This window comes from Streptomyces sp. NPDC102462, from assembly GCF_044765425.1.
Classification (GTDB): domain Bacteria; phylum Actinomycetota; class Actinomycetes; order Streptomycetales; family Streptomycetaceae; genus Streptomyces.
The window spans coordinates 215,184-240,910 of the sequence record NZ_JBIWKB010000003.1 but is presented as its reverse complement, the minus strand read 5'-3'; the positions used below and the strand labels follow the sequence as shown (position 1 = coordinate 240,910).

Below are 25,727 nucleotides of genomic sequence, written 5' to 3'. Positions count from 1 at the left end.
CTGTCGTCAGGCGCCCTGTTCCGCCCATGTGCCGGCACTGTGCTGCGCCTGTGAGTGCGATGACCGCCGCGTTTCGGCGGCCGGCCGGGACGGCGCGGGGTGCGGCGCGGGCAGGTGGACGGTGAACACCGTGCGCCCGGGAACGCTGTCCACGGTGACGGCACCGCCGTGCGCGGTCGCGACGGCCTGCACGATGGCCAGGCCCAGACCGGTCGAACCGGTGGCTCTCGACCGCGCGGAGTCGCCCCGCGCGAACCGTTCGAACACGTGCGGCAGCACCTGCGCCGGGATGCCCTGGCCGTCGTCCTCGACGTCCACGCACAGCCACGGTCCGCGCCGCTGCACACGGGCGGTGACCGTGGTGCCGGGCGGGGTGTGGGTGCGGGCGTTGCCCAGCAGATTGACCAGGACCTGTTGCAGCCGGGCCGCGTCCGCCGTCACGAGGGCCGGTTCGTCGGGCAGATCGAGCCGCCAGGTGTGGTCCCGGCCGGCCGCGCGGGCATCGCTGACGGTGTCCACGACGAGCGGAACGAGGTCGGTCTGTTCGAACTGCAGGGGCCGGCCCGCGTCAAGCCGGGCGAGCAGCAGCAGATCCTCCACGAGCAGCGTCATCCGGCCCGCCTCGGACTCGATGCGGCCAAGCGCGTGCCGGGTGTCGGGGCCGACCTGTTCCCGCCCGCGCCGGGTCAGTTCGGCGTAGCCGCGGATGGAGGCCAGCGGTGTGCGCAGTTCGTGGCTGGCGTCCGCGACGAACTGCCGCACCCGCGTCTCGCTCTGCTGGCGTGCGTGCAGGGCGCCGTGCACATGGTCGAGCATCCGGTTGAGCGCGACGCCGACCCGGCCGACCTCGGAGTGCGGATCGCACTCGGACTCCGGGACCCGCTCGCTGAGGTTCACCTCGCCGGTGTGCAGGGGCAGTTCGGACACCCGGGTGGCGGTGGCGGCGACCTTGCGCAGCGGGCGGGTGGCGACACCGACCAGGACATGGCCGGCGATCCCGGCGGCGACCAGACCGGCGGCGGTGACGCTGACCTCGACGAGGATCAGCGTGTTGATGTTGTCGTCGGTGTCCTTGGTCGGTACGGCGACGTAGTAGCTGCCCTTGGGTCCGGTGACGTACTGGGCGCGGTAGCTGCCGAGGCCGGGGATGCCCACGGTGTGCATGCCGCCGTCCCGGGTGACGGTGCCGAGGGCCGCGAGCTGGGCCTCGGTCAGCGCCTTGGGGCTCAGGTCCAGCGTGTCGGACTTGTGGCCGACCTTGCCCTTGGTGACGACGCCGTCCTCGACCTGGGCCGCGACCGTGTACTGCGGCTGCGGGCCCCGGGTGACGAAGTCGGACAGGTTGAGCGGCGTGCCCTGCTGGTCGTCGTCCGGGACGGGGATGTCCTTGCCCTGCACGGGCGGGGCGAACAGGCCGGAGGCGCGCGCCCCGACCTCGGCGAGCTGGCCGTCGAGCTGCTGGTACAGGTGCGAGCGCAGCGCCAGGGTGGTCACGGTGCCGATCACCGAGCAGACCACGGCGATCAGCACGACGGACGCGACGACGAGCCGCGTCCGCAGGGTGCGCGGCTGCCCCTTCCCCACTCTCCGCTTCGCTTGAGCGGGCGGACCCCCACGTCGCTGCGTACGCGGCCGTCGGCGCCCGCTCACGACACGGCGGGCTTGATCAGATAACCGGCGCCGCGCCGGGTGTGGATCATCGGCTCGCGCCCGGCGTCGATCTTCCGGCGCAGATAGGAGATGTACAGCTCGACCACGTTGGCCTGGCCGCCGAAGTCGTAGGACCACACGCGGTCGAGTATCTGCGCCTTGCTCAGCACGCGGCGCGGATTGCGCATGAGGAAGCGCAGCAGCTCGAACTCGGTCGCGGTGAGGTGGATGTTCTCACCGGCCCGCGCGACCTCGTGGCTGTCCTCGTCGAGGGTGAGGTCACCGACGACCAGTACGGAGTCGGAGCGCCGGTCGGCGGCGCCGGACCGCCGGATCAGTCCGCGCAGCCGGGCGACGACCTCCTCCAGGCTGAACGGCTTGGTGACATAGTCGTCGCCGCCCGCGGTGAGTCCGGCGATCCGGTCCTCCACCGCGTCCTTCGCGGTCAGGAACAGGACCGGTACGTCCGGCAGCTCGCGGCGCAGCCGGCCCAGCACGGTCAGCCCGTCCATGTCGGGCAGCATCATGTCCAGGACGACGGCGTCGGGCCGGAACTCACGGGCGCTCTGCACGGCGCCCTGCCCGTCACCCGCGCTGCGGATCTGCCAGCCCTCGTACCGCAGAGCCATGCTCAGCAGTTCGGTGATCGACAGCTCGTCGTCCACCACAAGCACGCGGACGGGGCTCCCGTCCGGCCTCAGCAGTTCGGTGCGCCCCTGGGGCGAGGTCGTGGTCATGGTGGACACCCTCGCCAGGCGCTCTGAGAGCGCGCTTTCAGATGTCTGTGATTTCCCTGAGAAACCCACAGGCGCCGCTCAGGGAACTCCTGGGAACGGCCCGCCCTGCCCCGGTGCCGGCGGTCCGGCTCACAGCCGGAACAGCCGCGCCCCGTTGTCGTGGCACACCGCCCGCAGCCACGCGTCGCCGAGGCCGAGCCGTTCCAGGGCGCGCAGCTGATGGACGTACGGGTAGGGGATGTTGGGGAAGTCGGAGCCGAGCAGGACGCGGTCGCCGAGGTCGGCCAGGCGGGGCAGGGCGCGCCGCGGGAAGGGCGAGTGCCCCTCGCTGAAGTCCGTGAACGCCATCGTCGTGTCGAGCCGCACCCGCGGGTACCGCTCGGCCAGCGCGAGGAAGTCCTCGTACTCGGGCATGCCGAGGTGCGCGACGACCAGCGGCAGCCGCGGATGCCGGGCCAGCACCCGCGCGATCGGCTCGGGCCCGGTGTGCTTGCCGGGCGCGGGCCCCGAAACGCAGTGGATCACCACCGGGACCCCGGCCTCGGCGAGCAACCCCCAGACGGGATCGAGGAGTCGGTCGGCCGGGTCGTACGCCCCCACCTGCACATGCGCCTTGAAGACCCGGGCGCCCTCGTCGAGCGCCCGGCGGACGTAGTCCGGGGCGTCCTCCTCGGGGAAGAGGGTCGCGGTGTGCAGGCAGTCCGGTGTGCGGCCGGCGAAGTCGGCGGCCCAACCGTTGAGCCAGCGGGCCATGCCGGGCTTGTGCGGATACAGCATCGCCGTGAAGGCCCGTACGCCGAACTCCCGTAGCAGCGCGGTCCGTTCGTGCTCCTCGGTGCGGTAGGTGATCGGCCATGTGAGGCCGCCGGTGAGCGGGCCGAGCCCGTCGAAGTACGCCCAGACCTTGTGCAGCACCCGCTCGGGCATGAAGTGCGTGTGCACGTCCACGAGGCCCGGCAGCCCGAGCCGCCCCCAGAACCGTCTGACCTCGGCGGCCTCGACGGCGGGCGCCGCCTCCGTACCCGTCACGCGCGCGCTCCCCAGCGGTGATCGTTCATGTCCCCCACGATCGCCGACGGCACCCGGGCTGTCCACGCCCGCCGTGGGAACCGCTCAGAAAAGCTCGTCCTGAACTCCCGTCTCCTCCCTGAACCTCCGTACGGGCACCGTCACCCCACCGATCCCGCCGTCCTTTGCGGCCCCGGGCAGGGCCGGGACCAGTTCCCATCCGGTCATCAGCCGGGTGTCCAGGACGACCGTCCCGCGCTCGGTGGCGAGGTGCAGATCGGGTCCGGCCACGGCGACCAGCGCACCGCTCACGCCCCCGCCCGCGACCAGCTCCCTGACCTCCCCGTACGCCGTCGCGAGGCCGGCCGTCAGCCCGAACACCCCGGCATGGTCGACGGGCCGGAACGGCTCCCTGTCCAGCGCCTCGGGCCAGGCGTCGAGCGCCACGGCGCGCGCGTGCAGCGCCTCGATCTCGGCCGCACGCTCGGCCGGCGTGTCGGGCAGCGACGAGCGCACCGCCCGTTTGACGCCGTACGGAATCCGGTCGGGCACCCGCAGGGCGGCCCGCAGCAGCTCTTCAGAGCGCCGCGCGGCCATCAGCGGGCCGCGGGCCAGCCAGCTGAAGCAGACGGCGCCCTGTTCGAGGAGGCGCGCCGAGCCCCGTTCTTCGGCGGTGATCCCGACCTTGACCAGGCCCGGGCCGAACCACGCCAGATACACGTGGTACGGCCGGGGGTCGTCCGCGACGGTGTCGGCGGCCACGGAGTGCGCCCGCTCCAGCCGCGCGCACTCCTCGCACCGCGCCCCCGTGCTCCGCCCCGGCACGGCCGCCCGCACCGGGCAGGGATGCCCGCGCGCTCCCACACATGTCCGTACGCCTCCCTCCAGGACCCCGAAGGCCACCCGTTTCCCCCGGGGCAGCGCGCTCCTACGCCCCCCGTCCCACGCCAGCACGGGGCCGTCCACGGCCCACCGCAGCCCCGCGCACTTCCACGCCTGTGCCATCACCCCCGACACTAGACCCACCCACTGACAACGCCCTTCCCCTCATCGACCCGCCGGCTGACCTCTGCCTCGGCCGGGGAGCGTCCCGGTTGCCTACCGGCGTCCGCCGAACTCCCAGTCGTGGACCTCGATTCCGGCGTACCCGTCCGGGGTCAGCACGGCGCGGGCCGTGTCCCGGTCCTGCGCCCGCACCAGCGCCGCCGTACCCAGCCAGGTGCCACCGTCGTCGGAGAGCAGCGGCCCGTACGCGATCAGCCCGTCGGTGCCGTCGGTGGCGCTCGGCACGGAGAGGTCGACGCCCGGGCCCGAGCCGAGGCCGAGCACCAGATACCGGTTGCCTCCGTCGCGGCCACCGGGGAACTCCCACATCGTGCGCCCCAGCAGATTGCGCCACCGGCGCAGCAGGACGTCCCGGTAGACGCCGGCCTGGTAGTTGGGCTCGTCGAAGGCGAACGCCCGGGCGGCGGCGGGGCCGGGCAGGTCGACGATGTGCACACTGCCGGTGGGGGTGTCGCCGTCGGCCGCGAAGGTCGGACCGCGGGCGATCAGTCGGTCGGCGTACCGGTCCATGTAGGACCAGTGCTGCTCTCCGAGTTCCGTGCGCAGCGCCAGGGAGCCCGGGCGGTCACGGTGGTAGCAGAAGAATTCCATGCGCCACAGTCTCAACTGCCGCACACCGCACGGCCGCCAGGGTCCACCAAGCCGACCCCACGCACCCCGCCGCCGCGCACCACCGGCCGGTGGGGTCCACCGAGGGCCGCCCCACGACCCCGCTCCCACACACCACCACGCCCGGCTCCGCCAAACCCGCCCCACACACCCCACTCCCACACGCCACCAGCCGATCGCACCCACCACGCCCGCCCACGAACCCCACTCCCCCACACCACCACACGCCCGAGTACGCCAAACCCGCCCCACACACCCCGCCGCCGCACACCACCGGACGGTGCGCGGTGGGGTGCGGCTAGGGTCGCCGCATGGGTGCCGCCATAGCCGCCATGGTCACTGCCGTCGTCGGGGTCCTCGGTACGCTCTTCGCGCCTCTGGTCACGACCTGGGCGGCCAAGCGCCAACGGGCCGAGGAGCGCCAGACCGAGGAGAACAGACGGCGCTTCGAGGAGCGCCGCTCCGCCTACACGGCGATGAACCGGGCCTCCCGCCACTTCCACACCATGCTGAAGGACGCCCTGCACCGGCTGCGGGACGGGGTCTACACCGACGACGACCGCGTCCAGGTCGAGGAGGCCCGCCGCGACTACCGCGACCGCTACGCCGAGGCCCAGATGATCGTCCCCGAGACGGTGCTCAGGGCGTCCCGCGAGGTGAACGTCGTCCTGGCCGCGGCCGACGCCACCGCCAAGCGCATCGACCGCGGCCTGACGCGTGCCGGGGAAAGCGCCGAACAGGCGCTCCTGGACCTGAAGGAGGCGGAACCCCGGCTCACCGCCATGCGCCGCATCATGCGCGAGGACCTGGGCCTGCCCGACTGACCCGGCCCGCGCGGGGACGACAAGGGCCGGGACCCAGCAGACCGGTCAGCGGACCAGCAGGTCGACCACGCCCGACAGATCCTCGTCGCCGCCGCCCTCGGCCAGGCGCCGGCGCATCAACGCGAAGTAGGGACTGAGCAGTTCCGGGCTGACACCCTGCTGCTCCGCGGTGCTCAGAAAGGTGGGCGTGCCGGCCACCTGCATGGCGAGACGGGAGACGACGCCCTCGGTGTAGTCACCGCTGCGCAGCTGCTCCGCGGTCCGGTGCACGGCCGGCGCCATCGCGACGAGCCAGTCGGCGAGCAGCTGCGCGAGCGACGTGGGGTCGATGTCCTCCTTGCGGATCAGGGCGAAGGCGTGCGCGGCCCCGGCGAACATCCCGTACATGGCACTGAGCAGGGCGACGTCGTGCAGCGCCGCGTAGCCCGCGTCCTGACCGACGTACGTGGTGCCGACGGGGACGCCCAGCGTCTGCCGGTGCCGCTCGAACAGTTCCCGGGAGCCGCTGTAGAAGACGTAGCCGCCGGCCTGCGGGACACCGACCATCGGAGGGACGGCCATGATCCCGCCGTCCAGGTAACGGGCGCCGCGCTCGTCGGCCCACGCGGCGCGGGCGCGGGCCTGCGCCGGGGTGCCGGTGGTGAGGTTGACCAGGTCCCGGCCGGTCAGGTCCGTGCCGGCCAGCGCCTCGCCGACCGAGGCGTCGTCCAGCAGACAGAGCACGACCAGGTTGTTCGCCGCGACCGCCGCTGCGGCGCTGTCCGCGACCGTCGCGCCCTCGGCGGCGAGCGCCGCCGCGCGGGCCGGGGTGCGGTTCCAGACGGTGAGCGGGTGCCCGGCGGCGAGCCAGGCACGGGCCAGCGCGGTGCCCATCGCGCCGAGGCCGAGCAGCGTGACGGGGGTCTTCTCAACAGTGTTCGGAGTCATGGCGAACAGGCTGGTCACAGGCCCGCAGCCGATCAAGTACGCACTTCGGAGTGGGTGGTTACCCTGGGGTGAGCGAGCACGTCGGAAGGGTGGGGCATGACCACGCTGAACCGGCCGGGCGCACCGGACGGACATGTCTGCGGGATCGACGCCGCGATGGAGGTGATCGGCGGCAAGTGGAAGGTGCTGATCCTCTGGGCGCTCCACGAGCACCCCCGCCGCCGCTTCGGCGAACTGCGCCGGCTGCTTCCCGGGGTCAGCGAGAAGGTGCTGGCCTCGCACCTGCGCGAGCTGGAAACGGACGGCATCGTGCGCCGCGTCTCCTACGACGAGGTCCCGCCCCGCGTCGAGTACTCACTGACCGACGACGGCACCCGCCTCAACGAGGCCCTGCAACCCCTGGCGGCCTGGGGCCGCACCCGCCCCACGCCCGTAACACCGGCGGACGCCTGACGCCGTCTCGTACGGCCACCTGGCGAGCCGCCCTCTCCTCCCCGCCCCGGCCACCAGGCGATCCGTCCCTCTACCTCGCCTCGTACAGCGAAGGCCGTCCGCCTCTTCCGCGTCGTCCGCCGTGCACGGCACCGCTTGACCTTGTCGTAGCGACAACGTTTCTACTGGTGCCATGCGCATCGGAGAACTCGCCGGCGTCGTCGGCGTCACCACCCGCGCCGTGCGGCACTACCACCGCATCGGGCTGCTGCCCGAGCCGCCGCGGCAGCCCAACGGATACCGCGAGTACACGCTGCGCGACGCCGTCGAACTGGCCCGCGTCCGCCGGCTGACCGAGCTGGGCCTGAGCCTGGACGAGGTGAAGGACGTGCTGGCGGACGACGCGGGCAAGGACTTCGTAGAAATCCTCGCCGAGTTGGACGCCGACCTGGCCCGCCAGGAGGAGGCCATCCGAGAGCGGCGCGTCCGCCTGGCCCACCTCCTCAAGCAGGCCGAGCGGACGGGGCGGTTGCCCGCCGAGGCCCCGGTCTCGCCCGAACTCGCCGCCCTCTTCGACACCATGGCCGGCGCGGCGGCGCGGCTGCCCGGACCGGAACCGGCGATGGCGGCCAGGGAGCGGGAGCTGCTGGCCCTGCTGGAGACCGGCTCGCCGGGCGGCGACCGCGGCTGGCTCCACGCCATGGGGCGGAGTCTGAGTGCCGACGCGGATGCCGTAGGGCGCACCTACGCGGCATACGCCCGGATGGATGCGCTGGCCGAGGCGGCCGAGGACGACCCACGGGTGGACGAGACCGCACGGGCCATCGCCGAGAGCGTCCCGGACGAGGTGGCCCGCGCGCTGATGGCCGTGGACGGCAAGGAGGGATCGGGGGAGGAGGACGGTTTCGCGGCTGCCCTCTTCGCCGAGTTCGCCCCTGCCCAGGCTGCGGCCGTGCGCCGCGCCATCGACCTGCTCAGGGAGCGTGCCGGGTGAAGGCGCTGCGAAGGGCCGTGCGCTGGGGCTTCGCCACGCTCGCGCCCTGCGAGGCCGTGTTCGTGCTGTGTGCGGTCGGCGGGGTGCGGGTGCCCTCGGCGGCCTGGCCGGTGGCGGAGGCGGCGGTGCTCGCCCTCATGGCGACGGCGACCGCACTGCTCCTCTTCGACTACCGGCGGCACCGCCACACGGGTCTGCGCCGTCGCCCCGCGTTCCTGGCCGCGCTCGCCGACGGCGTCCCGGCGTCCGTGCGCAGGCTGGTCGGCCACGAGATCGCCCTCGCCACCAGCCTCGTGCGCTGGGTGACCCGCCGCGGGCCGCACGGAGTGCGCGGCGGTGACCGTCCCGTCGCGTACGCGCCGGCGCAGACGGCGACGATGTACGGCCTGCTGTTCGTCTGCGTCGTCGAGACCGTCGCCCTCGCCTTTGTGATCCCCTGGCCGGTGGTGCACGCCGTCGCGCTCGTCCTCGACCTGTGGGGCTGCTGGTTCCTCCTCGCTCTGCACGCCTCCTGCGTGGTGCGCCCGCATGTGATCGGGGCCGATGGCTCGCTGCGGCTGCGCTACGGCGCGCTGCTGGACATCCGCATCCCGGCCGACCGCATGGCCTCCGTCCGTGTGGACCGGAAGTTCCCGGACGGCAGGCTGGCCGCGGCGGATGCGAGTGGCGTGGCCGACGTGGCGGTGGCCGGACTGACGACGGTCACCGTCGAACTCACCGAGCCGGTCCGGTACGTACGCGTCCTCGGCAGACCAGCCGAGGCCCGCGCCTTCCGCTTCTACGCGGACGACCCGGTGTCCGCGGTCGCGGCGCTGCGGGCGGGCGGCAGGCCCGTCACCGCCTCGGAGCCGTAGCCGGCGGTGTCCGGACGGGCTCGGGGCACGGAAAGATCCCGTGCGGCGGGGGTCACCTCGCCGGGGCGCCGGTGTCCTGGACCTCGTGGTAGCCCAACGAGCGGTTGATGACGGCGACGAGGCGCGTGACGGCCGTACGGGGAAGGAACCGCGGCGCCCAGGAACCCACCCGCTGGAGCCGCCGGCCGGGATACGAGGCCGCCCTGCCGCGCGCGAAATCGTCCAGGGTCTTCGCGGCGACCGCCTCGGGCGTGTCGGTCACCCTTGCGTCCATGACGGCGGTGGTGTTGTCGAAGAATCCGGTGTCGGTCGCGCCGGGGTGGGCGCCCATGACCCGCACCCCGGTGCCCCGCAGCTCTTCCGCGAGCGCCTCCGTGAAGTAGAGGACGAACGCCTTCGTCGCGGCGTAGCTCGCCTGGTAGGGCATGGGCTGGAAGGCGGCGGTCGAACCGACGTTGATGATGCCGCCCGAGCCGCGTTCGACCATGCCCGCCCCGATCAGCCGGGTCATCCGCATCAGGCCGGTGATGTTGACCTCGACCGATTGCAGACTCTGCTCGAAGGGGCGGTCGAAGAAGGGGCCGACGGACCCCATGCCCGCGTTGTTGAGCAGGAGGTCGACGGTGATCCGCTGCCCGTTCAGCTCGTCGACGACGCCGGCGGGGCCCGACGGGTCCGCGAGGTCCGCCGCGATCACCCGGGCCCCGACGCCGTGCTCCGCGCGGATCTCGGCGGCGAGTTGGTCCAGCGCCGGGCGTGAACGGGCGACGAGGACCAGGTCGGAGCCGCGCCGGGCGAGTTCTCGGGCGTAGGCCCGGCCGATCCCCTTGGAGGCTCCGGTGACCAACGTGGTGGTGCCGCGGTAGCTGTGCATGAGGCGGAAAGCCCTTCGGTGTCGGCGTGCGGAGCACGGGGGCGGACTTCCGGAAGCCGTGCGAACGGCCGCCGGGACGGGGCGGCACAGCGATGCGCGGGCAGGCGCGGGCCGTCGGCGGACAGGGGGGATCATCGGACCGGGGCAGGAATGACGCCCCGGACGCCGGACGGCACCGCGGAAGCGGCGCACAATGTGTGCAGCGATGTGTGCAGCGTCAACAATGACTCCAGGAGCGTACAGTGTCAACATCGGACCGACGGAGCTACCACCACGGCGATCTGCGCGCCGCCCTGCTGCAGTCCGCCCTCCGGCTGCTGGACACCGAGGGCGCGGACGCGCTGTCGCTGCGGGCGGTGGCCCGGCACGCCGGTGTGTCCGCCAACGCGCCCTACCGCCACTACGAGGACAAGGAAGCGCTCCTGGCGGCGCTGGCCGTGCACGGCTTCACCGAACTCCGGGCGCGCTTCGAGGCCGTACCCGAACACCCGGCGACCACCGGCCCACGGCACGAGGACGCCGGCCGCCCCACGGACCCCGCGGACGCCCTGGCCCCCCTGGTACGCGCCACCGTGCACTACGCGCTGGGCCACCCCGGGCTCTTCCGGCTGATGTTCGGGCACCCCTGCGTCAGTCATGCCGCGGTGACCGAGGCGTCCGACGCGGCCCTGGCCGTCGTGATGGATCGGATCGCCGGCCTCGCCGGTCCCCAGCACCTCACATCCCTCAAGATCGGCGTATGGGCCCTGGCGCACGGGCTCAGCCTGCTGCTGCTCGACGGCCGCCTCGGCGACACCGCCCCCGACGAGGTGGACACCCTGGTCGACACGGTGCTGCACACCATGCTCAACACCCCTTGGCGCTCCCCCACCGCCCCCTGACCCACCACGCCTGCATACGCCCACCGGCACGATGGCCGCGTGGCTGTCCTGGAGCGCATCGCGGCAGGACGGCGCACGAGCGGTCGTGGTCAACTCAAGCTGCTGGCCAGGGCTTTGGCGTCGCCGTCCGATGGGTGGCGGTAATCGAAAGCAGGCTCCGGCACTTCACCTTAGAGTGGGCTGATCGACTCCTGTGGATGAGCCGGGAGTTGGTTCTCAAGGGGAAGAGACAGGGGGCAGTTGATGTCCGGCTTTTTGGGTGGACGGTTCCGAAGACCCGCCGGGGTGGCAGTGAGCGGGGCGTTGGTGACGGCTTCGGTGCTGCTCGTGCCCACGGCGAGTGCCACGGATGGAGAACCCGCCACTGTGGGCCTGGTCTCCGCGGCACAGGGTCCGGCAGACAGCATGGCGGCGAGTGCCAAGGTGGGGGACGGTGGCCGTGCCGAACTCGTCGACGGACGGGACGTCCGGGTCACGGCGGATCCGGAAGGCTCCGGGGGCCACCCGGCCCGCTACACGGTCGCCGCCACGAACGGCACGCTTTCCGTACGGCCGTCAGGAAAGTCCGCGGCGGACCGTACGGCTGCCAGGCTTCCGCTGACAGCGACGGGCACCCGCACGGGCACCCTGCGCGGCGGTCTCACGACGGCGAGCGCCGCCGCGTCGACGTACACGGTGAAACTGAGCATCACGCACGCCGACGTCGGGTCCAAGTACTTCTACGTCTGGAACCGCAAGACCTGGACGTCGTACGACGTCAACAGCGACACCGCAGGCGGCACCTCGAGCGTGAAGCTGCCGCCGGGCGACTACTTCTCAGTGGCGTTGCACGACGACTGGATGCAGCCGAGCTACCTGCTCACCCGGAGCTTCACCGTCGGTTCGGCCGCCACCACGGTCACATTCGACCAGCGCGCGGCCAAGGAGACCGCGATCCGTACCGATGACACCACCGCCACCCGGGCCTCCTCCGCCGTGTGGATCAGCGTCCCGGGCGGCGACCTGGCGGGCTTCGCCGGTTCGGGGCCCGACAAGGTGTACGTCACCCCGTTCTCGGTGCCCGGTGTCTCACTGCGGCTGCACGAGGTGCTCGGCAAGAAAGGCGCGTCCGCGAGCGTCCCCAGCACCTACCGCTACGACCTCACGCACAGCTTCAACACCACGGTGCCCGCCTCGCCCATCAGGACGGTCCGTACCTCAGCCCTGGCGAAGACCGTCACGAAGGTCAACGCCCCGGGCACCCGCACCACCGCGACCCTGGAGAGCGTCCCTTCCTTCGGCGAGTGGGCGGGCGTGTTCATCGGCGCCCCGGTGTCGGCCACCGGTTCCGTCACCGAGTACGTCACCCCCGGCATCACCTACAGCCGCTTCCTGGACTACGGCACCGGCGACCTGAGCCTGCCCCTCCCCGATCGCACCCTGCCCGCCGGGACCAGTGCGGGCGAGGTACTGGGTGCGGCCCCGCTCCAGCCGACGCGCGGCCGGTCGAACGGCTCACTGCGGTCCTTCGGGAAGATCTGGCTGTACGAGCCGAGCGCCTTCGGTGACACCGCGGGCCACACGGCCAGCGACTTCCGTGCGACCTATGCCTACAAGCTGACGTCCGACGGCGTCACCTACGCACAGGCCTCGGGCCTCGACGGCTCCCACGCGCTGACCTCTTCGAGCCTGCCGTCGTTCGAGCGGACGTACACCCTCGACCAGACGGTGCACCGCCGTGTCCCGTACTCCCGGTTGTCCACGGACGTCCACAATGAGTGGACGTTCCGCTCGGACTACGCGGAAGGCAAGGAACTCCCGCTGATCGATACTCAGTTGAAGGTCTCGGGGCTCGACCGCCTGGGTCGCGCGGCGGCCGGGACGGTACGGATCGACGCGAGCGCGAGCACCCGCAACGGGTCAGCAGAGGCGAACACCAGGGTCACGGGCCTCGCGTACTCCACGGACGACGGCACGAGCTGGACCGACCTGCCCGTCGCCGCCGACGGCTCCGCCACGCTGGACGTACCCGCCACCGCCTCCTACATCACCCTGCGCGTCACCGCCGCCGACGACCAGGGAGGCAGCCTCCGCCGCACCATCACGCGGGCGTTCGGGGGCCCGGCCCCGCAGAGCGACAAGACGGTGGGTGCGACCCGCATCTCGAACATCGTGGTGAACGGCGGAAAGCCGGTCGAGCTGACCGACCAGCCGTTGCAGGTGTTCAAGGCGACGTTCACCGCGACCGACCCGTCGGGGATCGCGAGCGGCGACATGTACCTCTACCGGGGGTCGTACACCACCCCCGACGCCGTCCTCTACGGCACGTGGCCGGCGACCTGCACCAAGGCCAACGCGACCACGTCCACCTGCAAGACGCAGTTCGCCTACATCGAGCCGCGCGCGGCCCTCGGCCGTAACTCCCTCGCCGGTGTCTGGAAGGTCGCCGCCTGGGCCGAGTCCGCGGACGGCACGGGATACGTCGATCTGCACGCCGCCAAGTCACCGTCCGTGGTGCGCGATGCGAAGGTGACGGCGAACGCCTCCCCCGAGCCGGTGAAGAAGGGCAAGACGCTCACGATCACGGGCAAGCTCTCCCGCGCGGACTGGGAGACGCTCGGCGGGTATCACGGATACGCAGGACAGAAGGTGAAGCTCCAGTTCAGCAAGAAGGCGACGTCCGGGTACACGACCGTGAAGACGATCTCCACCAGCAGCACGGGAGGTCTGAAGACCACGGTGAAGGCGTCGACGGACGGCTACTGGCGATACGCGTTCGCCCGCACGTCCACCACGGCGGCCGCCACCTCCCCCGGCGACTTCATCGACGTCCGCTGACCCCACACCCCCTGCCGGCCCCCGCGAGCCGTCCACCGGCCTACTCCGAGTAGTTCGGGTTGGCCGCGTACGGGCTCAGCGGCGGTGTAGCGGTCGCTGAGGCTCCCGGGACGCCGGTGGAGTCCAAGACGGTCAGCAGGCGCCGGGCCTCGGCGGAGAGTGTGATCTCCAGCTTCTCCCGGCCCTTCCTGTCCTTGGTTGTGTGGTCCTTCTCCCACTTGGCGTACGTCTCGCCGGACTTGTCGTCGGCCTTGGCCTCCTTGGAGAAGTCCCGCAGCGGGTCGACCTTGTTCTTGCCCAAGATGTCCTCGACCGTCTGTCCCTCGCCCTTCTCCGGCAGGATGATGGCCTTCGGGGCCAGAGGTGGCTGAATATCAAACAGCGCGTTGGGATCGAGGACGCTCTGGCGAGCCTGCCGCAGCGCGTTCGCCGCATTCGACGGCAGATTGTTCAACGTCTGTTTCTGGTGCAGGAATGCCTGTAGTTGCATGGCCAGCGACTGCAGCGCCCCCGTCAGCCTCTGCGGGTTGTTGCCGCCCGGCGGCGGAGGGGAGGAGATGTCGGACATGCCGCCCACCAGTCGCGTCGATCAGCTGTCACCCCTTGGGGCCGCTGACCGGCGCCGGGGCAGCATGGTGCCAGCATTGCGGCTGTCCATCACCGCTCAGTCACGGAGCTGTAGCGCGGACGAGGAGAGTCCCAATGTGCCCTGGATGCGGCGCGTCCAGCACCTGAGCCTCTGCTGTCACGAACCCGGCCCGCGTCAGCATGCGCTCCCACACCGCCGGACGGTAGCTGTAGCGATAGGTGAACATCGCCTTGCCGGCGAACCCTCCTTTGTACATGCCCTGGGGCCCGTACGCACCAGGGATAGCTGGAGGCTGCGAGAAGACGAAGACGCCGCCGGGGTTGAGCCGCTGACGGACAAGGGGGAAGAGGCGGCTCGGGTCGGTGAACCAGGCGGCACCGAAGATCGAGTAGACGGCGTCGTACGCGTCCTCGTGCTCGCCCAGGTACTCCAGAACCTCGGAGCACACGAACTCCGCGCCAGTGCTAACCCACTTTGTGGTGATCTTCTTGACCATGACGGGAGACAGGTCCACCCCCCGAGCCGTGATGCCGTGCTGAGCAAGGTGGGCGAGGGCGCAGCCGGTGCCGCAGCCGATCTCCAGGACGGAGCGCGGGTCGCCAAGTAGTTCTGCGCCGGGTCCGTGACCGGCGTACTGGGTCCAGCAGAAGCTCGGCTCCGCGTCGTGCTTGAAGGCCGAAGCGGCGAAGGTGTCCCACAGCTCCGTCTCGGCGGCGATGTCGTGTTGTACGGGCAAGGAGATTCCTCTTCGAAAGGGCTGGCCCCTGTCCTCCGGGGGGCGAGGACAGGGGCCAGGGTAGGGCCGTTCAGTGGCTGTCGGGGACCTTGTTGTCGCACGGCGAGCAGTCCGTGCCGTCGATGGCCCACAGCTCTTCGTCGACGTCGAAGCCGATGGACTTCAGGAAGTCCGCCGTGCGCAGGCACAGACCGTCGCGGCGGCGCTCGATGAACGGGGCGTGGTGCTTGTAGCGGCCCTCGTTGTACGCGTCGCAGAGGGCCCACCACACCGGCGTGTCGAGGATGAGCTGGTGAACGCCGATGTCGACGAGCTTGCCGACGCCCAGGTGGACCTCGGGGTGCTCCATGCAGCCGATGGTGTACATGACGGCGTTGCCGAGGATGCGTTCGGCCATGTCGCGGACCATCGTGTGGTCACGCAGCAGCAGAGCGACCTCGCGGTCCCACAGGCTCATACCGCCGTCCAGGATGTTGACGGTCAGGTGCCTGATGTGCGGCTCAACGCCGTTGAGCAGCTCCTTCGGATCCCTGGTGCGGGTGCTGGAAGGGCTGTCGAGCATGACGGTCATGGATGTTCCCTTTCTGGGTGGTGTCGTGCCGTGCTGGTAACCCGCCCCAGGCTCAACCTGTGCAGGGTGGGGTAGCTGGGGCGGGGGCTGGAGACCCACCCCGCCGGAGATCTGTGATCCTTCGACGGGACGGGTATCGGGGGTGGGCTGATGTCGAGGCGCCGTGTCAGCAAGAACCTGGAGGAGCTGCCCCGGTCGTACCGGCGGGCGCGGGCCGCTTGCGGTTATAGGCGTGGTGGGGGCAGCCGCAGCGGCGGACGAGCCAAATGCCGTGGGCGTGGGGCAGCGGAATGTCCTCGGTCTGGCGGCACTCGCGGTGAAGGTCCATGTAGTCGGACTGGGCGGCAAGCGCGCACTCGGCCGACAGAGGCAAGGTCTCGGTGGCGGGCACGGTCATCCGAGGCGCTCCGCCCGGTTCATCTCGGTCACACGGGCGCGCAGCACTTCGGTGTCCGTGGCCTGCCGGATGGCGTCGGGGTCTGCGTCCCACTCGCGTCCGCCGCCGGGGGGTCGGAGCTGGACGTAGGGGCCGGCGTGCCCCATCACGTAGCCGATCTTGTCCGTCTTCGTGTCGACGGCCAGGGAGCTGTCCTCTTCCCGCGTGGCCATTACTCACGGCCCCCTCGCCGAAGTGCTTCTGCCAGGTGTTCGGCTACGTCGGCGCGGACACGCCCCAGCTCGACGAGTTTCAGATCGGGGTTCGCGAAGTCGACGCCGAGGGAGGGGAAGACGATCCCGACCTCAGTGAGCGCCGCCCTCAAAGACTCCACCGCCGCGTGCGGGTCGACGTCCCGCAGTTCCGTCGTAGGCATGAACGGGACGCTAGGGACATGGAGTTGATGGCCGCCATGGAAGTTGCGTGAAGTTGCTTGACTACCCGGTGAGGTTGCGCAAGGTTGCTGATGTGGGTCGACGGGACCCCCACCAGAAGACGCCGACCTCCGGGAAGCTTGGGAGATCAGTCCCCAGTGGAAGGACGTGACTATGGCCCGACGACTGCGTTTCAACGGCACGGGCAGCGGCGTCAATGGGTGCCCGTCCATTCATGAAGACCTCGACACGGGCGAGGTCATCGTGCACGGCCCGGCCCTCACCGACCCTGACGATGTTGCCCAGCTTCGGCACCTGAATGAGGGGGAGGTGCCGATCGTGGTGCCACGGGAACTGCTCGTCGACTTCGCGCCCAAGGAGGTCACTCGCGTGCCGAACATCATCGGGCTGGATGAGTTCGACCGGCTCTTCACGCAGTTCGTGCACACGGCGTGGCGCCTGGAAACCCGCCGCCGGTACGCGTCCGACGAGCTCACGGATACGTACGCGCAGTTCACCCGCGGCGAGCCCGTCAACTGGGAAGGCGTCGACGCCGAGTGGGGTGCCGAGCGCCGCGAGCAGACCGGGCTCGGCAAACGGTTCGAGCGTGTCCGCATCGTCGACGACCCGCCGACGGCTGGCCAGCTCTATCTGCTCGACAACGCGCGCCGCAACAGCGCCGTGGGCGAGAAGATCCACAACCTGTGGCGAGAGAATGCCGACCGACTCAGCCTGCCCGACGAAGATTTCTGGATCTTCGACTCCCGGCTGGTCGCCCTCCTCAACTTCGATGACGCCGACAACCTGGTCAACGTCGAACTGATCACGGAGCCTGCGGCAGTCCTGCGGTACGCCATGGCGCGTGACACGGCGATGCATCACGCCGTCCCGTACGAGCAGTTCGCGGCGCAGCTGACCGCGAAAGAGGACTGAGAGCAGGTGCGCACCGGTGAGCACGGACTATCAGCAGGCACGAGAAGCTCTCGGGGTACGGCTACGCGAACTCCGGCTCTCCGCCCCTGGACGCCGGCTCACGGGTACGGAACTCGCCGAGCAGTACGGGTGGAACAAGTCCAAGGTCAGCAGGCTGGAGAACGGCAGGCAGACTCCAACACCCGATGACCTGCGCAAGTGGGCGGAGGCAACCTGCCAGCCCGAGGCGTACGACGAGCTGCTAGCCCGCCTCCGTGGCTTCGAGTCCCACATCCGGTCATGGCGGCGACAGCTGGCCGCCGGGCACAAGCCAGTCCAGGACACCCACCTGAGCGCTCACGCCGACGCCTCCGTATTCCGTGGCTGGGAGTCCTCCATGATCTTCGGGATTCTCCAGACTCCGGACTACGCCCGGTCGATCTTCACGCGGTACGCGGAGCTGCAGCGATCGCCACGCGACACCGAGGAAGCAGTCCGGTCCCGCCTGAAACGGCAAGAGGCGCTGTACGACTCCTCGAAGCGTTTCCACCTCATCCTGTGGGAGGCCGCCCTTCACGCCCTGTTCTGTCCGCCCTCGGTGCTCGCGGCGCAGCTCGACCGACTCGCAGGAGCCGTCGGCCTGGACACGGTGGAGCTGGGGATCATCCCGCTGTCCGCCTCGCTCAAGATCCCCCCAGCCACTGCCTTCTGGATCTACGACGACCGCCAGGTGATCGTCGAGAACTGGCACGCGGAGTTGTGGATCGACGACGAAGCCAGTGTGGACACCTATCTCCGGACCTGGAAGACGCTCCGGGAGTCCGCCGTATACGGCGTCGATGCGCAGAATGTCATCAGTGCAGCACGATGGACGTTGCGCTCGCGCTGAACCCGATTTTCGAGAAACTCGTTCTCGACCACGTCAGCGATCCCGGTACGGGAGGGGCTGGCGGGTTCCATACGTTGAGGCCATGGCGTGGACGGTCCTCGGCCACTCGCTCAAGTGGGAACGTCGGGCATCAGAAACAAACCTGCCGGATCAAAGCGACTTTCCTCGGCCCGGCAAGTCGTCGTTTCCGGCAAGTTCTTACAGCGGCGGCGACTGGCCGTAAGGCCGGTAGATGTCCTGCCCGGGGTGCTGAGTCTGGTTGATCTGGCTGGGAGATGGCGCTGCGTCCTACTGTGCCAACTGCCCGGGATACGTCTGCACAACGTGCGGGTGGAGTACAAAACCATCGCGACCTGGCCCCGCCCTCAGGAACGGCTGATCCGGATTATGGGAGAAATCTCGGATCTCACGGGACAGCACACCGACGTCATCGAAAAACTCATCAATGAGGAACTCGGCGTTGGAGATGTTCGAGAAGAACACGAAGGACTGATCCGCCAAGCGATCGTCTTGGCACTGTCCTGGTACTACGAGCTATTCCGTACGGATAGCGATCTGCCTTCGTAGCGCAATCACGGCGGATTGGCGAAGGCGACGTTCGAAGACCGAGCCAGGCAGCACCCGCGATGAGCGCTCCGATCACGGTGAGCCGGCAACCACCTCTCAGGTGAGCGGGCCAGGGCGGCGAGCATCTCGGGGTCGTAGAGGTTGCCCAGGCGCGGATCCGTGAGCGCGGGAGAGATCTTGCCTCGTTCCTTCCAGGTGCCGACCGTCGAAGACACGCACTGCGCCAACACCCGGCTGTACGCGGTGGTGCTCCTGTCCCTGATCGGCCTGCGCCCCGCCGAGGTCGTCGGTCTGCGCTGGATGGACGTCGACCTGGAGCAGGGCACCGTCCGTGTCGAGGTCACCCGCACCCTGGTCGCGGGCAAGGTCATCGAGAAGGACACGAAGTCGGTCGCGGGCGACCGCTGGCTTCCGCTGCCCCTGGTCGTCCTGCAGGCGCTGAAGGCCCTTCACACCCGCCAGCTTCGCGAGCGTCTCAAGGCGGGCGAGGCGTACGAGGCGTCCGGCCGCGTCGTGGTCAACGATCTCGGCAAGGACTGGAAGACGGACAAGCTGCGGCGTGAGGCATACAAGCTCATGGCCTCCGCCGGGGTCCGCAAGACCCGGCTGTACGACGCTCGCCACGCCTGCCTGTCGTGGATGGCGAACAACGGCGTGCCGGACACGGTCGTCTCGGCGTGGGCCGGGCATCGACCTGTCCTTCACGAAGCGCAACTACGTCCGCCCCGACCCGCAGTCGCTCATGGCGGGGTCCGAGAAACTGATGGAACTGCTCGGCTGACCTGTAACCGATCAACCACGGATGGTGACGCGTGAGATTCTGTGAGACGCCAAAGCAAAAGCCCTGACCTCCACTTGGGAGAATCAGGGCCTTGACCTGGTGTTTCTGTGCGCACTCGGCAGGATTCGAACCTGCAACCTTCTGATCCGTAGTCAGATGCTCTATCCGTTAAGCTACGAGTGCTTGTGTTGTTTTTCTTGCCGCTCCTGGTCCTTCTGGCCCGCTCGCGGCGACAGGAAGAACATTACATGACTGCCGCCGCCATGTGAAATCCATTCCTCTCACCCCTTGTGACCTGCGAAAACACCCCTATGGCGGGGTCGTGGGGGCAGCGACACCGAGGCCCCGGTCCGTGGGGACCGGGGCCTCGGTGATCAGGTGCGGAGGCGGAGGGATTTGAACCCTCGATGGGCTTTAAGGCCCAAACCGCATTAGCAGTGCGGCGCCATAGACCGGACTAGGCGACGCCTCCAGCACTACCTCTCACGCGAGCGCGCGAGTGGTGCGTGCAGATGATGACACAGTCGAGCGTGCTGTCACCAATCGCCCCCCACGGTACTAGGCAGGCGGGCCGCAGAGCAAAGCCCTTGTGCTCGGTGGGCCTGCCGCGCAACGTCCGGCGGTCTCAGGCGTTGGTCAGGTCATGTTGCTGGTCACCTCGCGAACCGTCGGCTTCGCCGTCGCCCTCGCCGCCGCCTCCGCGCTCACCGTCACGGCGCCCTCCGCCGTCGCCGCCACACCCGCCGCCGCGCCCGCCATCGCCTTCACCTCCGTCGCCGCCACGTCCGGGGCCGCCGGGGCCGCCTCCGCCTCCGGGGCCTCCGGGGTCGCCTTCGTCTCCGGGGCCTCCGGGGTCGCCTTCGTCTCCGTGCCGCCGCCCGTCCGGGACGAGGACCGGCCCGGTGGCTCCGGCGACCGGCTGATCGTCACCGTGCACTCCGCCGGCCTCGGGCGCGACGGGACGTACGAACTGGTCTGCCACCCCGCCGCCGGCAGCCACCCGGACCCGCGGAGGGCCTGCGCCGCCGTCGACCGGAACACCCACTGGGGCAGGGATCCGTTCGCACCGGTCCCGCAGGACAGCGTCTGCACGATGATCTACGGCGGCCCGGCGACCGCCCATGTCACCGGCAGCTGGGCCGGACGCCCGGTGAACGCCACGTACAAGCGGAGCGACGGGTGCGAGATCGAGCGGTGGAACCGGATGGTGCCGCTCCTGCCGGACCTGGGTTCCTGACGGTCCAGCGGCGAATCACACCCCCCGCCCACGGCGTCCGGCCGCGGCATCCGGCCGCTGTGGCCGTCCGCGGCGACGGTCCGGCAGGACCGGGCCGGCGGGTGGCCCGCCGAATGGGTGAAAGGGGCGGAGGGGCGGACGGTGGGTCAGGCGATCGGGTGACCCGGCTGCCGGGGCCGGGGGCGCAGGCCGTTCATGGCGCGATCCCCGGTCCAGTGAACGTCCCGCGGAGGTCTCGCGCTGCCGACGGCATGCGGTCACACGTTCCCCGTCACTTCGTCGTGCGACCTCCCTCTCATCCGGCGTCCCCAGCGCAACCGCTGCCTTTAGACTCCCTCGCGTGACACGCTGCGGGCCGGTTGGCAAGATGGCACGAGCGGTCGGCAAGGTGCGGTAACAGGGAGGAAGCGTCTCGTGAGCAGCAGGCCATCCCGAGGCGCTGCTCGCCTCGCAGCCATACTCGACGCGCTGCCCGACGCGTTGGTGCTGGTCAACGCCAATGGGACCGTCGTCAACGCCAACACCATCGCGCTGGAGGCCTTCGAGGCGCCGGGCACCGCCCTGGTGGGGCGCGGGCTGCTCGATCTGCTGCCCCAGTTCGACTCCCGTCTGATCCCGGGCTCCATGCGCCGGCCCGACCACATCGACCCGCGCGGGCGGACCAAGCCCACGCGGATGGTCGCCCGGCGCACGGACGGCAGCGAGTTCCCCGTCGAGGTCACCAGCGCGAACCTGGAGAACGGGCAGCAGGCGTACGACGGTTACGGCTACACCGGCGACGAGCTGCTGATGCTCGTCGTGCGCGACCTGTCCGGGACCGTCGACACCGAGGCCGAGCTGGCGCGCTCGCAGCGGCAGACCGAGATGATCCTGCGGGCCGCGTCGGAAGGCGTCGTGGGCACCGACACCGACGGGCGGATCGTGCTCGTCAACCCGGCCGCCGCCCAGATCCTCGGCTACCGCGCCGGCGAACTCGGCGGCAAGGAGCTGCACACCCTCGTACTGCACTCCCGCGCCGACGGCTCGCCCTTCCCGTACGCGGAGTCGCCGCTCGCCGACACCCTGCGCTCCGGGCGCAAGCACCGGGTGCGCGGGCAGGTGCTGTGGTCCAAGGGCGACAAGCAGGTGCCGGTCGACCTGACGACCGCGCCCGTACGCGACGGCGACCAGCTGGTCGGCGCCGTGATGACCTTCACCGACCGGCGGTCGTACGACGCCCTGGCCGACGAGAAGGCAGCCGCCGACGAGCAGCACGCGCAGATGCTCGAACGGCTCTCCGAGGAGCACGCCTCCGACCTCACCGCGCTGCGGCAGCAGCATGTGGCCGAGCTGGAGGAGCTGCGCGAGCGGCACGCCGAGGAACTGGCGGCCAACGAGGAGCGGTACGCCGCGCTCGGCGAGCGGGAGAAGGACCGCTACGAGGCGCTGTCCGGCCGGCACGAGCAGCTGCTCACCCTGCTCGCCGGTTCCCTGCGCGGCCCCCTCGACGAGCTGCGCCGCGAGCTCGCGGCCCTCGCCGCCGACGACGCAGGACAGCTGTGGCCGGAGGCCAACCAGGTGCTCCACCACCTGTCCGCGGGCTACTCCCGCATCACCCAGCTGATCGACAACGTCCTCGGCTACCAGCGGCTCGACGCGGGCACGGACGACATCACCCGTACGAAGGTGATGCTCGACTCGGTCGTCGCCGCGGGCGTCGACGGTGCCGTCGAGCTGATCGGGCCGGGCCGGGTGCAGTTCGCCGTGCACGCCCCGCCCATCGAGGCCGAGGTCGACCCGCGGCGGCTGGCGACCGCGCTCGCGCACCTCGTGGCGGACGTCGCCGGGGTCGACGCGACCGGCAACACGCCCGTGTCCGCCGGGGGTTACCTGGACAACACCGTGGTGGTGGCCGCGGCGCAGCGCGGCGAGGTGGTACGGATCGAGGTCCGCGGTCCGTACGCCGGGGGAGACCCGGTGCACCAGCCGATCGTGCGCGGGATCGTACGGGCCCACGGCGGCGTGCTGCAGACGCACGAGGTGCCGGGCATGAGCGGCAGCGCGTACGTGCTCGAAGTGCCGATCGGCGGGGGTGCGGGTGCCGTCCCGCCGCCGGCCCTGCCCGTGGCCGCCGCCGACGTGCCCGCCCCGGCCGAGCAGACCTCCGGTGGCGGGCGGCGGCGGGCCCGGCGGGCCTCCGTGGACGCCTTCCTGGAGAGCGAGGTCACCGGCGAGTCCGGCGCCGGCACGGAGGCGCCCGCGCCGACCGGGCGGCGCCGGAGGCGCGCGGCCGAGGAGCCCGCGCCGGTGCCCGCGGAGGGCGCGGAGGGCTCCAGCGGCACCGGACGGCGCCGTGGGCGGCCCGCCGAGGGCGCCGGGGACGGCGACCAGGGCGTGACCGAGGGCGCCGTCATGACGGCGGCCGAGCATGCGGCGGGCACCGCCGCCTCGGGCACCGGCCTCGGCGGGACCGTGCCGCCGCAGGGCGTGCCCGGGCCCGCCGGCCGACGCGACGGCGGCGAACAGCCGCAGGCCGCGCTGCCGCCCGCCCTCCCGAGCGCGGGCGCCCCGAACGCGCCGCAGGCCGGGCCGCTTCCGCTCGGCGCGGCTCCGGTCGGGCCCGTGACCGCCGGTCCCGAGGCCACCGGTTCCGGTGCGGCTGGTTCGGGGGCGGCCGAGGGTGGGCAGCCGACCGGGCGGCGGCGTCGTGCGCTGGCCGCGGCGGCGGAGCGTGCCTTGGCGCAGGAGGCGGCTGCCCGTACGGTGTTCGCCCTGCCGCCCGCCGACGCGGACCGCTCGCCCGAGCCTGGTGCGGGCAACGCCGACAACGGTGCCGGGACCGGGCAGGCACCGGTTCCGGCACCGGGGAACGTGCCGCCTCAGGCGCCCGGACAGGTACCGGGCGTGACTCGGGCGCAGGGCACCGTTCCGGCCCAGGGGGCGATGCCGGTCCCGGCCCAGGGACAGTCACCCGTTCCAGCACAGGGGCAGGTTCCGGTCCCCGCGCCGGGGCAGATGCCGGTTGCGGTCCCGGGGCAGATGCCCGTTCCGCAGATGCCCGTTCCAGCGCAGGGCCCGATGCCGGTTCCAGCACAGGGACAGGCACCCGTTCCGGCCCAAGGACAGATGCCGGTTCCGGCGCAGGGGCAGGCGCCGGTTCCGGTTCCGGGGCAGGTGCCCGTCGCCGGGCAGGCTCAGGGGGCGGCCGGCGCCGTTGTGCCGGGGGACCACGGCCGGCATGACGCCGTACCGCATGACCAGGCCGAGGACCACACCCCGCCCCAGCCGCACCCGACCAACGCGCCGACGGGTCGACGGCGGCGGGCCGTGGCCCAGCCGGGGGAGCGTCCGGCGGCGCCGGGCACCCCCGCACAGGGCGGCGTCGGCCAGGGTGTGCAGTTCGCCCCGGGCCAGCCGATTCCGGCGCCGGGCCAGGCCGTACCCGGGCAGCCCGTGCCGCCACCTGCCGCGCCGGGGCAGGCCGTACCCGGGCAGCCCGTGCCGCCGCCCGCCGCGCCGGGGCGGCAATCCCCGCCGGGACACTCTCAGCCGGGTCAGCCGGCGCAGCCGGGTCTGCTGCCCGCCGCCCAGCCGCTGCCCGCGGAGACCGCCCCCGTCGCTCCGGCCGCGCTGCCCGCCGCCGAGGCGGCCCCGGCCCAGCCCGCGCCCGGCGCCGACACCCCGGCGCCCGGCACCCCGCTCCCCGCGGAACGGTCCGGTGCCCAGCCACGCGCGGCCCAGCCGTTGCCCGCCGAGGCGGCCGGCGCCCCCGTGGACCCGAACTCGACGCAGGGCCGGGCGATCAGCGTGCGCACGCTGGGACAGGGTGTGCCGTTCAGCAGGCAGGCGGCCCAGGTGCAGCAGCCGACGGCCACGCCTCCCCCGCACGGTCCGAACGCCTCCGGCCGGCGCCGCAAACTGGGCACCCGGCCGGATCCGGCCGCGCGCCCGGAGCAGCGCACCGAGCAGGGCGCCCGTCCGCACCCGCCGACCGAGCAGCCGCCGGCGCAGCCCTCGCTCGCCGGCCAGTCGCGGCTCGCCCCGGGCACCGAGGGCGCCGGACGCTCGTACGCCATCGGCGCCCCGGACGAGAACGCCGCCGAGGGACCCGAACCGCTCGACGGCCCTGGCGGCGCGGTCGAGGTCGCCGACCCGCCGCGCCCGCAGCCGATGGACGACGAACTGCCGCCCGAGCCGCTGGACAACCCCCGTCGGCTGCTGGTGTGGCCGGCCCCGGACGTCACGACCCAGCAGGCGCTGAGCGACCGCGGCTACCGTCCCGTCATCGTGCACTCGCGCGAGGAGGTCGACGCGCAGATCGCCGCCTTCCCGGCCGCGCTGTTCGTGGACCCGCTGACCGGCCCCATCACCCGCACCGCGTTGCAGGCGCTGCGGCAGGCCGCCGTGGCCGCGGAGGTGCCGGTCCTCGTCACGGCCGGGCTCGGCCAGGCGACGCGCGAGGCGGCGTACGGCGCCGACCCCGCCGTCCTGCTGAAGGCGCTCGCGCCGCGGGACAGCGAGCAGCATCCGCCGCGCGTGCTGCTCATCGAGGAGCACGCGGAGATCGCTCTGGCGCTGACCTCGACGCTGGAGCGGCGCGGGATGCAGGTCGCGCGGGCCGCGAGCGACGCCGACGCGGTGACCCTGGCCGGGCAGCTGCGGCCGAACCTGGTCGTGATGGACCTGCTCCAGGTGCACCGCCGGCAGAGCGGGATCATCGACTGGCTGCGCGCGAACGGGCAGCTCAACCGCACTCCGCTCGTCGTCTACACCGCCGCCGTCGACCAGGCCGACCTGCCGCGGCTGGCCTCCGGCGAGACGGTGCTGTTCCTCGCGGAACGCTCCACCAGCGCCGAGGTGCAGGCCCGCATCGTCGACCTGCTGGCCCGCATCGGCACCAACTAGGCGCTCCGCGGGATGTGCCGCGCTGTGCCGTCGATCATCTGCGGCTTCGTCGTGGCTGGTCGCGCAGTTCCCCGCGCCC

Annotated in this window: 24 protein-coding genes and 2 tRNA genes; 12 read left to right on the top strand and 14 right to left on the bottom strand. The window is 71.6% G+C overall.

Annotation, left to right across the window (positions count from 1 at the left end):
- Positions 1 to 6 precede the first annotated feature (6 nt).
- The 5 genes from ACIRFL_RS04745 to ACIRFL_RS04725 form a co-directional block, all read right to left on the bottom strand.
- Positions 7 to 1,650 carry an ATP-binding protein gene (locus tag ACIRFL_RS04745; RefSeq protein ID WP_404023842.1) on the bottom strand — a complete coding sequence of 548 codons (1,644 nt, stop codon included), beginning with the start codon at positions 1,648 to 1,650 and terminating at the stop codon, positions 7 to 9.
- Positions 1,647 to 2,387: a response regulator transcription factor gene (locus ACIRFL_RS04740; protein ID WP_388705715.1), complete on the bottom strand. Its 741-nt coding sequence runs from the start codon at positions 2,385 to 2,387 to the stop codon at positions 1,647 to 1,649. Before ACIRFL_RS04740 ends, ACIRFL_RS04745 begins: the two co-directional genes overlap by 4 nt.
- A 129-nt stretch (positions 2,388 to 2,516) precedes the next feature.
- Positions 2,517 to 3,416, bottom strand: coding sequence for an amidohydrolase family protein (locus ACIRFL_RS04735; RefSeq protein WP_404023839.1), 900 nt, complete (start codon positions 3,414 to 3,416; stop codon positions 2,517 to 2,519).
- Between the two features lie 84 nt (positions 3,417 to 3,500).
- Positions 3,501 to 4,400, bottom strand: a complete 900-nt coding sequence (locus tag ACIRFL_RS04730) for a DUF2797 domain-containing protein (protein WP_404023838.1) — start codon at positions 4,398 to 4,400, stop codon at positions 3,501 to 3,503.
- Positions 4,401 to 4,493: 93 nt separating this feature from the next.
- Positions 4,494 to 5,051 carry a YciI family protein gene (locus ACIRFL_RS04725; RefSeq protein WP_404023837.1) on the bottom strand — a complete coding sequence of 186 codons (558 nt, stop codon included), beginning with the start codon at positions 5,049 to 5,051 and terminating at the stop codon, positions 4,494 to 4,496.
- A gap of 329 nt (positions 5,052 to 5,380) precedes the next feature.
- Between ACIRFL_RS04725 and ACIRFL_RS04720 the strand changes: the two genes are divergently transcribed.
- Positions 5,381 to 5,893 (top strand): hypothetical protein, encoded by a 513-nt coding sequence (locus ACIRFL_RS04720; RefSeq protein ID WP_404023835.1) that lies wholly within the window; start codon positions 5,381 to 5,383, stop codon positions 5,891 to 5,893.
- 45 nt (positions 5,894 to 5,938) lie between these two features.
- On the opposite strand, the gene ACIRFL_RS04715 is transcribed toward ACIRFL_RS04720, so the two are convergent.
- Positions 5,939 to 6,820, bottom strand: a complete 882-nt coding sequence (locus ACIRFL_RS04715; RefSeq protein WP_404023834.1) for an NAD(P)-dependent oxidoreductase — start codon at positions 6,818 to 6,820, stop codon at positions 5,939 to 5,941.
- A 96-nt stretch (positions 6,821 to 6,916) separates the two neighbouring features.
- On the opposite strand from ACIRFL_RS04715, the gene ACIRFL_RS04710 reads away from it, so the two are divergent.
- From ACIRFL_RS04710 to ACIRFL_RS04700, 3 genes are all read left to right on the top strand, one after another.
- On the top strand, positions 6,917 to 7,273 hold the full coding sequence (locus ACIRFL_RS04710; protein ID WP_404023833.1) for a winged helix-turn-helix transcriptional regulator: 357 nt from the start codon (positions 6,917 to 6,919) through the stop codon (positions 7,271 to 7,273).
- Positions 7,274 to 7,445: 172 nt separating this feature from the next.
- Positions 7,446 to 8,246: a MerR family transcriptional regulator gene (locus ACIRFL_RS04705; RefSeq protein WP_404023831.1), complete on the top strand. Its 801-nt coding sequence runs from the start codon at positions 7,446 to 7,448 to the stop codon at positions 8,244 to 8,246.
- Entirely contained in the window at positions 8,243 to 9,100 is an 858-nt protein-coding gene (locus tag ACIRFL_RS04700) for a hypothetical protein (RefSeq protein ID WP_404023830.1), read from the top strand. Before ACIRFL_RS04705 ends, ACIRFL_RS04700 begins: the two co-directional genes overlap by 4 nt.
- Positions 9,101 to 9,152: 52 nt before the next feature.
- Here ACIRFL_RS04700 and ACIRFL_RS04695 read toward each other — a convergent pair whose 3' ends face one another.
- Positions 9,153 to 9,974 carry an SDR family NAD(P)-dependent oxidoreductase gene (locus ACIRFL_RS04695; protein ID WP_404023828.1) on the bottom strand — a complete coding sequence of 274 codons (822 nt, stop codon included), beginning with the start codon at positions 9,972 to 9,974 and terminating at the stop codon, positions 9,153 to 9,155.
- Positions 9,975 to 10,216: 242 nt separating this feature from the next.
- Between ACIRFL_RS04695 and ACIRFL_RS04690 the strand changes: the two genes are divergently transcribed.
- Together ACIRFL_RS04690 and ACIRFL_RS04685 are read left to right on the top strand one after the other, a co-directional pair.
- Positions 10,217 to 10,855 (top strand): TetR/AcrR family transcriptional regulator, encoded by a 639-nt coding sequence (locus ACIRFL_RS04690; RefSeq protein ID WP_404023826.1) that lies wholly within the window; start codon positions 10,217 to 10,219, stop codon positions 10,853 to 10,855.
- Between the two features lie 405 nt (positions 10,856 to 11,260).
- A complete protein-coding gene (locus tag ACIRFL_RS04685) occupies positions 11,261 to 13,672 on the top strand; it encodes a hypothetical protein (RefSeq protein WP_404023825.1) in 2,412 nt (803 codons plus the stop codon).
- 40 nt (positions 13,673 to 13,712) lie between these two features.
- On the opposite strand, the gene ACIRFL_RS04680 is transcribed toward ACIRFL_RS04685, so the two are convergent.
- The 5 genes from ACIRFL_RS04680 to ACIRFL_RS04660 form a co-directional block, all read right to left on the bottom strand.
- Positions 13,713 to 14,240 carry a hypothetical protein gene (locus ACIRFL_RS04680; protein ID WP_404023823.1) on the bottom strand — a complete coding sequence of 176 codons (528 nt, stop codon included), beginning with the start codon at positions 14,238 to 14,240 and terminating at the stop codon, positions 13,713 to 13,715.
- Between the two features lie 100 nt (positions 14,241 to 14,340).
- Positions 14,341 to 14,997 carry a class I SAM-dependent methyltransferase gene (locus ACIRFL_RS04675; protein WP_404023822.1) on the bottom strand — a complete coding sequence of 219 codons (657 nt, stop codon included), beginning with the start codon at positions 14,995 to 14,997 and terminating at the stop codon, positions 14,341 to 14,343.
- Between the two features lie 70 nt (positions 14,998 to 15,067).
- Positions 15,068 to 15,568 carry a hypothetical protein gene (locus ACIRFL_RS04670; protein WP_404023821.1) on the bottom strand — a complete coding sequence of 167 codons (501 nt, stop codon included), beginning with the start codon at positions 15,566 to 15,568 and terminating at the stop codon, positions 15,068 to 15,070.
- A gap of 393 nt (positions 15,569 to 15,961) precedes the next feature.
- Entirely contained in the window at positions 15,962 to 16,177 is a 216-nt protein-coding gene (locus ACIRFL_RS04665; RefSeq protein ID WP_404023819.1) for a hypothetical protein, read from the bottom strand.
- Positions 16,177 to 16,380 (bottom strand): hypothetical protein, encoded by a 204-nt coding sequence (locus ACIRFL_RS04660; protein WP_404023818.1) that lies wholly within the window; start codon positions 16,378 to 16,380, stop codon positions 16,177 to 16,179. Before ACIRFL_RS04660 ends, ACIRFL_RS04665 begins: the two co-directional genes overlap by 1 nt.
- A 172-nt stretch (positions 16,381 to 16,552) precedes the next feature.
- Here ACIRFL_RS04660 and ACIRFL_RS04655 point away from each other — a divergent pair, with 172 nt between their 5' ends.
- The 4 genes from ACIRFL_RS04655 to ACIRFL_RS04640 all read left to right on the top strand — a co-directional run bounded on the left by ACIRFL_RS04655 (position 16,553) and on the right by ACIRFL_RS04640 (position 19,562).
- Positions 16,553 to 17,311, top strand: a complete 759-nt coding sequence (locus ACIRFL_RS04655) for a DUF6879 family protein (RefSeq protein WP_404023816.1) — start codon at positions 16,553 to 16,555, stop codon at positions 17,309 to 17,311.
- A gap of 16 nt (positions 17,312 to 17,327) precedes the next feature.
- Positions 17,328 to 18,179, top strand: coding sequence for a helix-turn-helix domain-containing protein (locus ACIRFL_RS04650; protein WP_404023815.1), 852 nt, complete (start codon positions 17,328 to 17,330; stop codon positions 18,177 to 18,179).
- Between the two features lie 330 nt (positions 18,180 to 18,509).
- Positions 18,510 to 18,746 carry a hypothetical protein gene (locus ACIRFL_RS04645; RefSeq protein ID WP_404023814.1) on the top strand — a complete coding sequence of 79 codons (237 nt, stop codon included), beginning with the start codon at positions 18,510 to 18,512 and terminating at the stop codon, positions 18,744 to 18,746.
- 177 nt (positions 18,747 to 18,923) lie between these two features.
- Positions 18,924 to 19,562, top strand: coding sequence for a site-specific integrase (locus ACIRFL_RS04640; RefSeq protein WP_404023813.1), 639 nt, complete (start codon positions 18,924 to 18,926; stop codon positions 19,560 to 19,562).
- A gap of 75 nt (positions 19,563 to 19,637) precedes the next feature.
- On the opposite strand, the gene ACIRFL_RS04635 is transcribed toward ACIRFL_RS04640, so the two are convergent.
- Both ACIRFL_RS04635 and ACIRFL_RS04630 read right to left on the bottom strand, forming a co-directional pair.
- Positions 19,638 to 19,710: transfer RNA gene (locus ACIRFL_RS04635), tRNA-Arg, on the bottom strand.
- A 198-nt stretch (positions 19,711 to 19,908) separates the two neighbouring features.
- Positions 19,909 to 19,999 (bottom strand) — tRNA-Ser (locus ACIRFL_RS04630).
- A gap of 171 nt (positions 20,000 to 20,170) precedes the next feature.
- Here ACIRFL_RS04630 and ACIRFL_RS04625 point away from each other — a divergent pair.
- Both ACIRFL_RS04625 and ACIRFL_RS04620 read left to right on the top strand, forming a co-directional pair.
- The gene (locus ACIRFL_RS04625) at positions 20,171 to 20,764 is read left to right on the top strand and encodes an SSI family serine proteinase inhibitor (RefSeq protein WP_404023811.1); all 594 of its coding nucleotides are present in this window, start codon (positions 20,171 to 20,173) and stop codon (positions 20,762 to 20,764) included.
- A gap of 414 nt (positions 20,765 to 21,178) precedes the next feature.
- A complete protein-coding gene (locus tag ACIRFL_RS04620; RefSeq protein WP_404023810.1) occupies positions 21,179 to 25,648 on the top strand; it encodes a PAS domain-containing protein in 4,470 nt (1,489 codons plus the stop codon).
- Positions 25,649 to 25,727 lie beyond the last annotated feature (79 nt).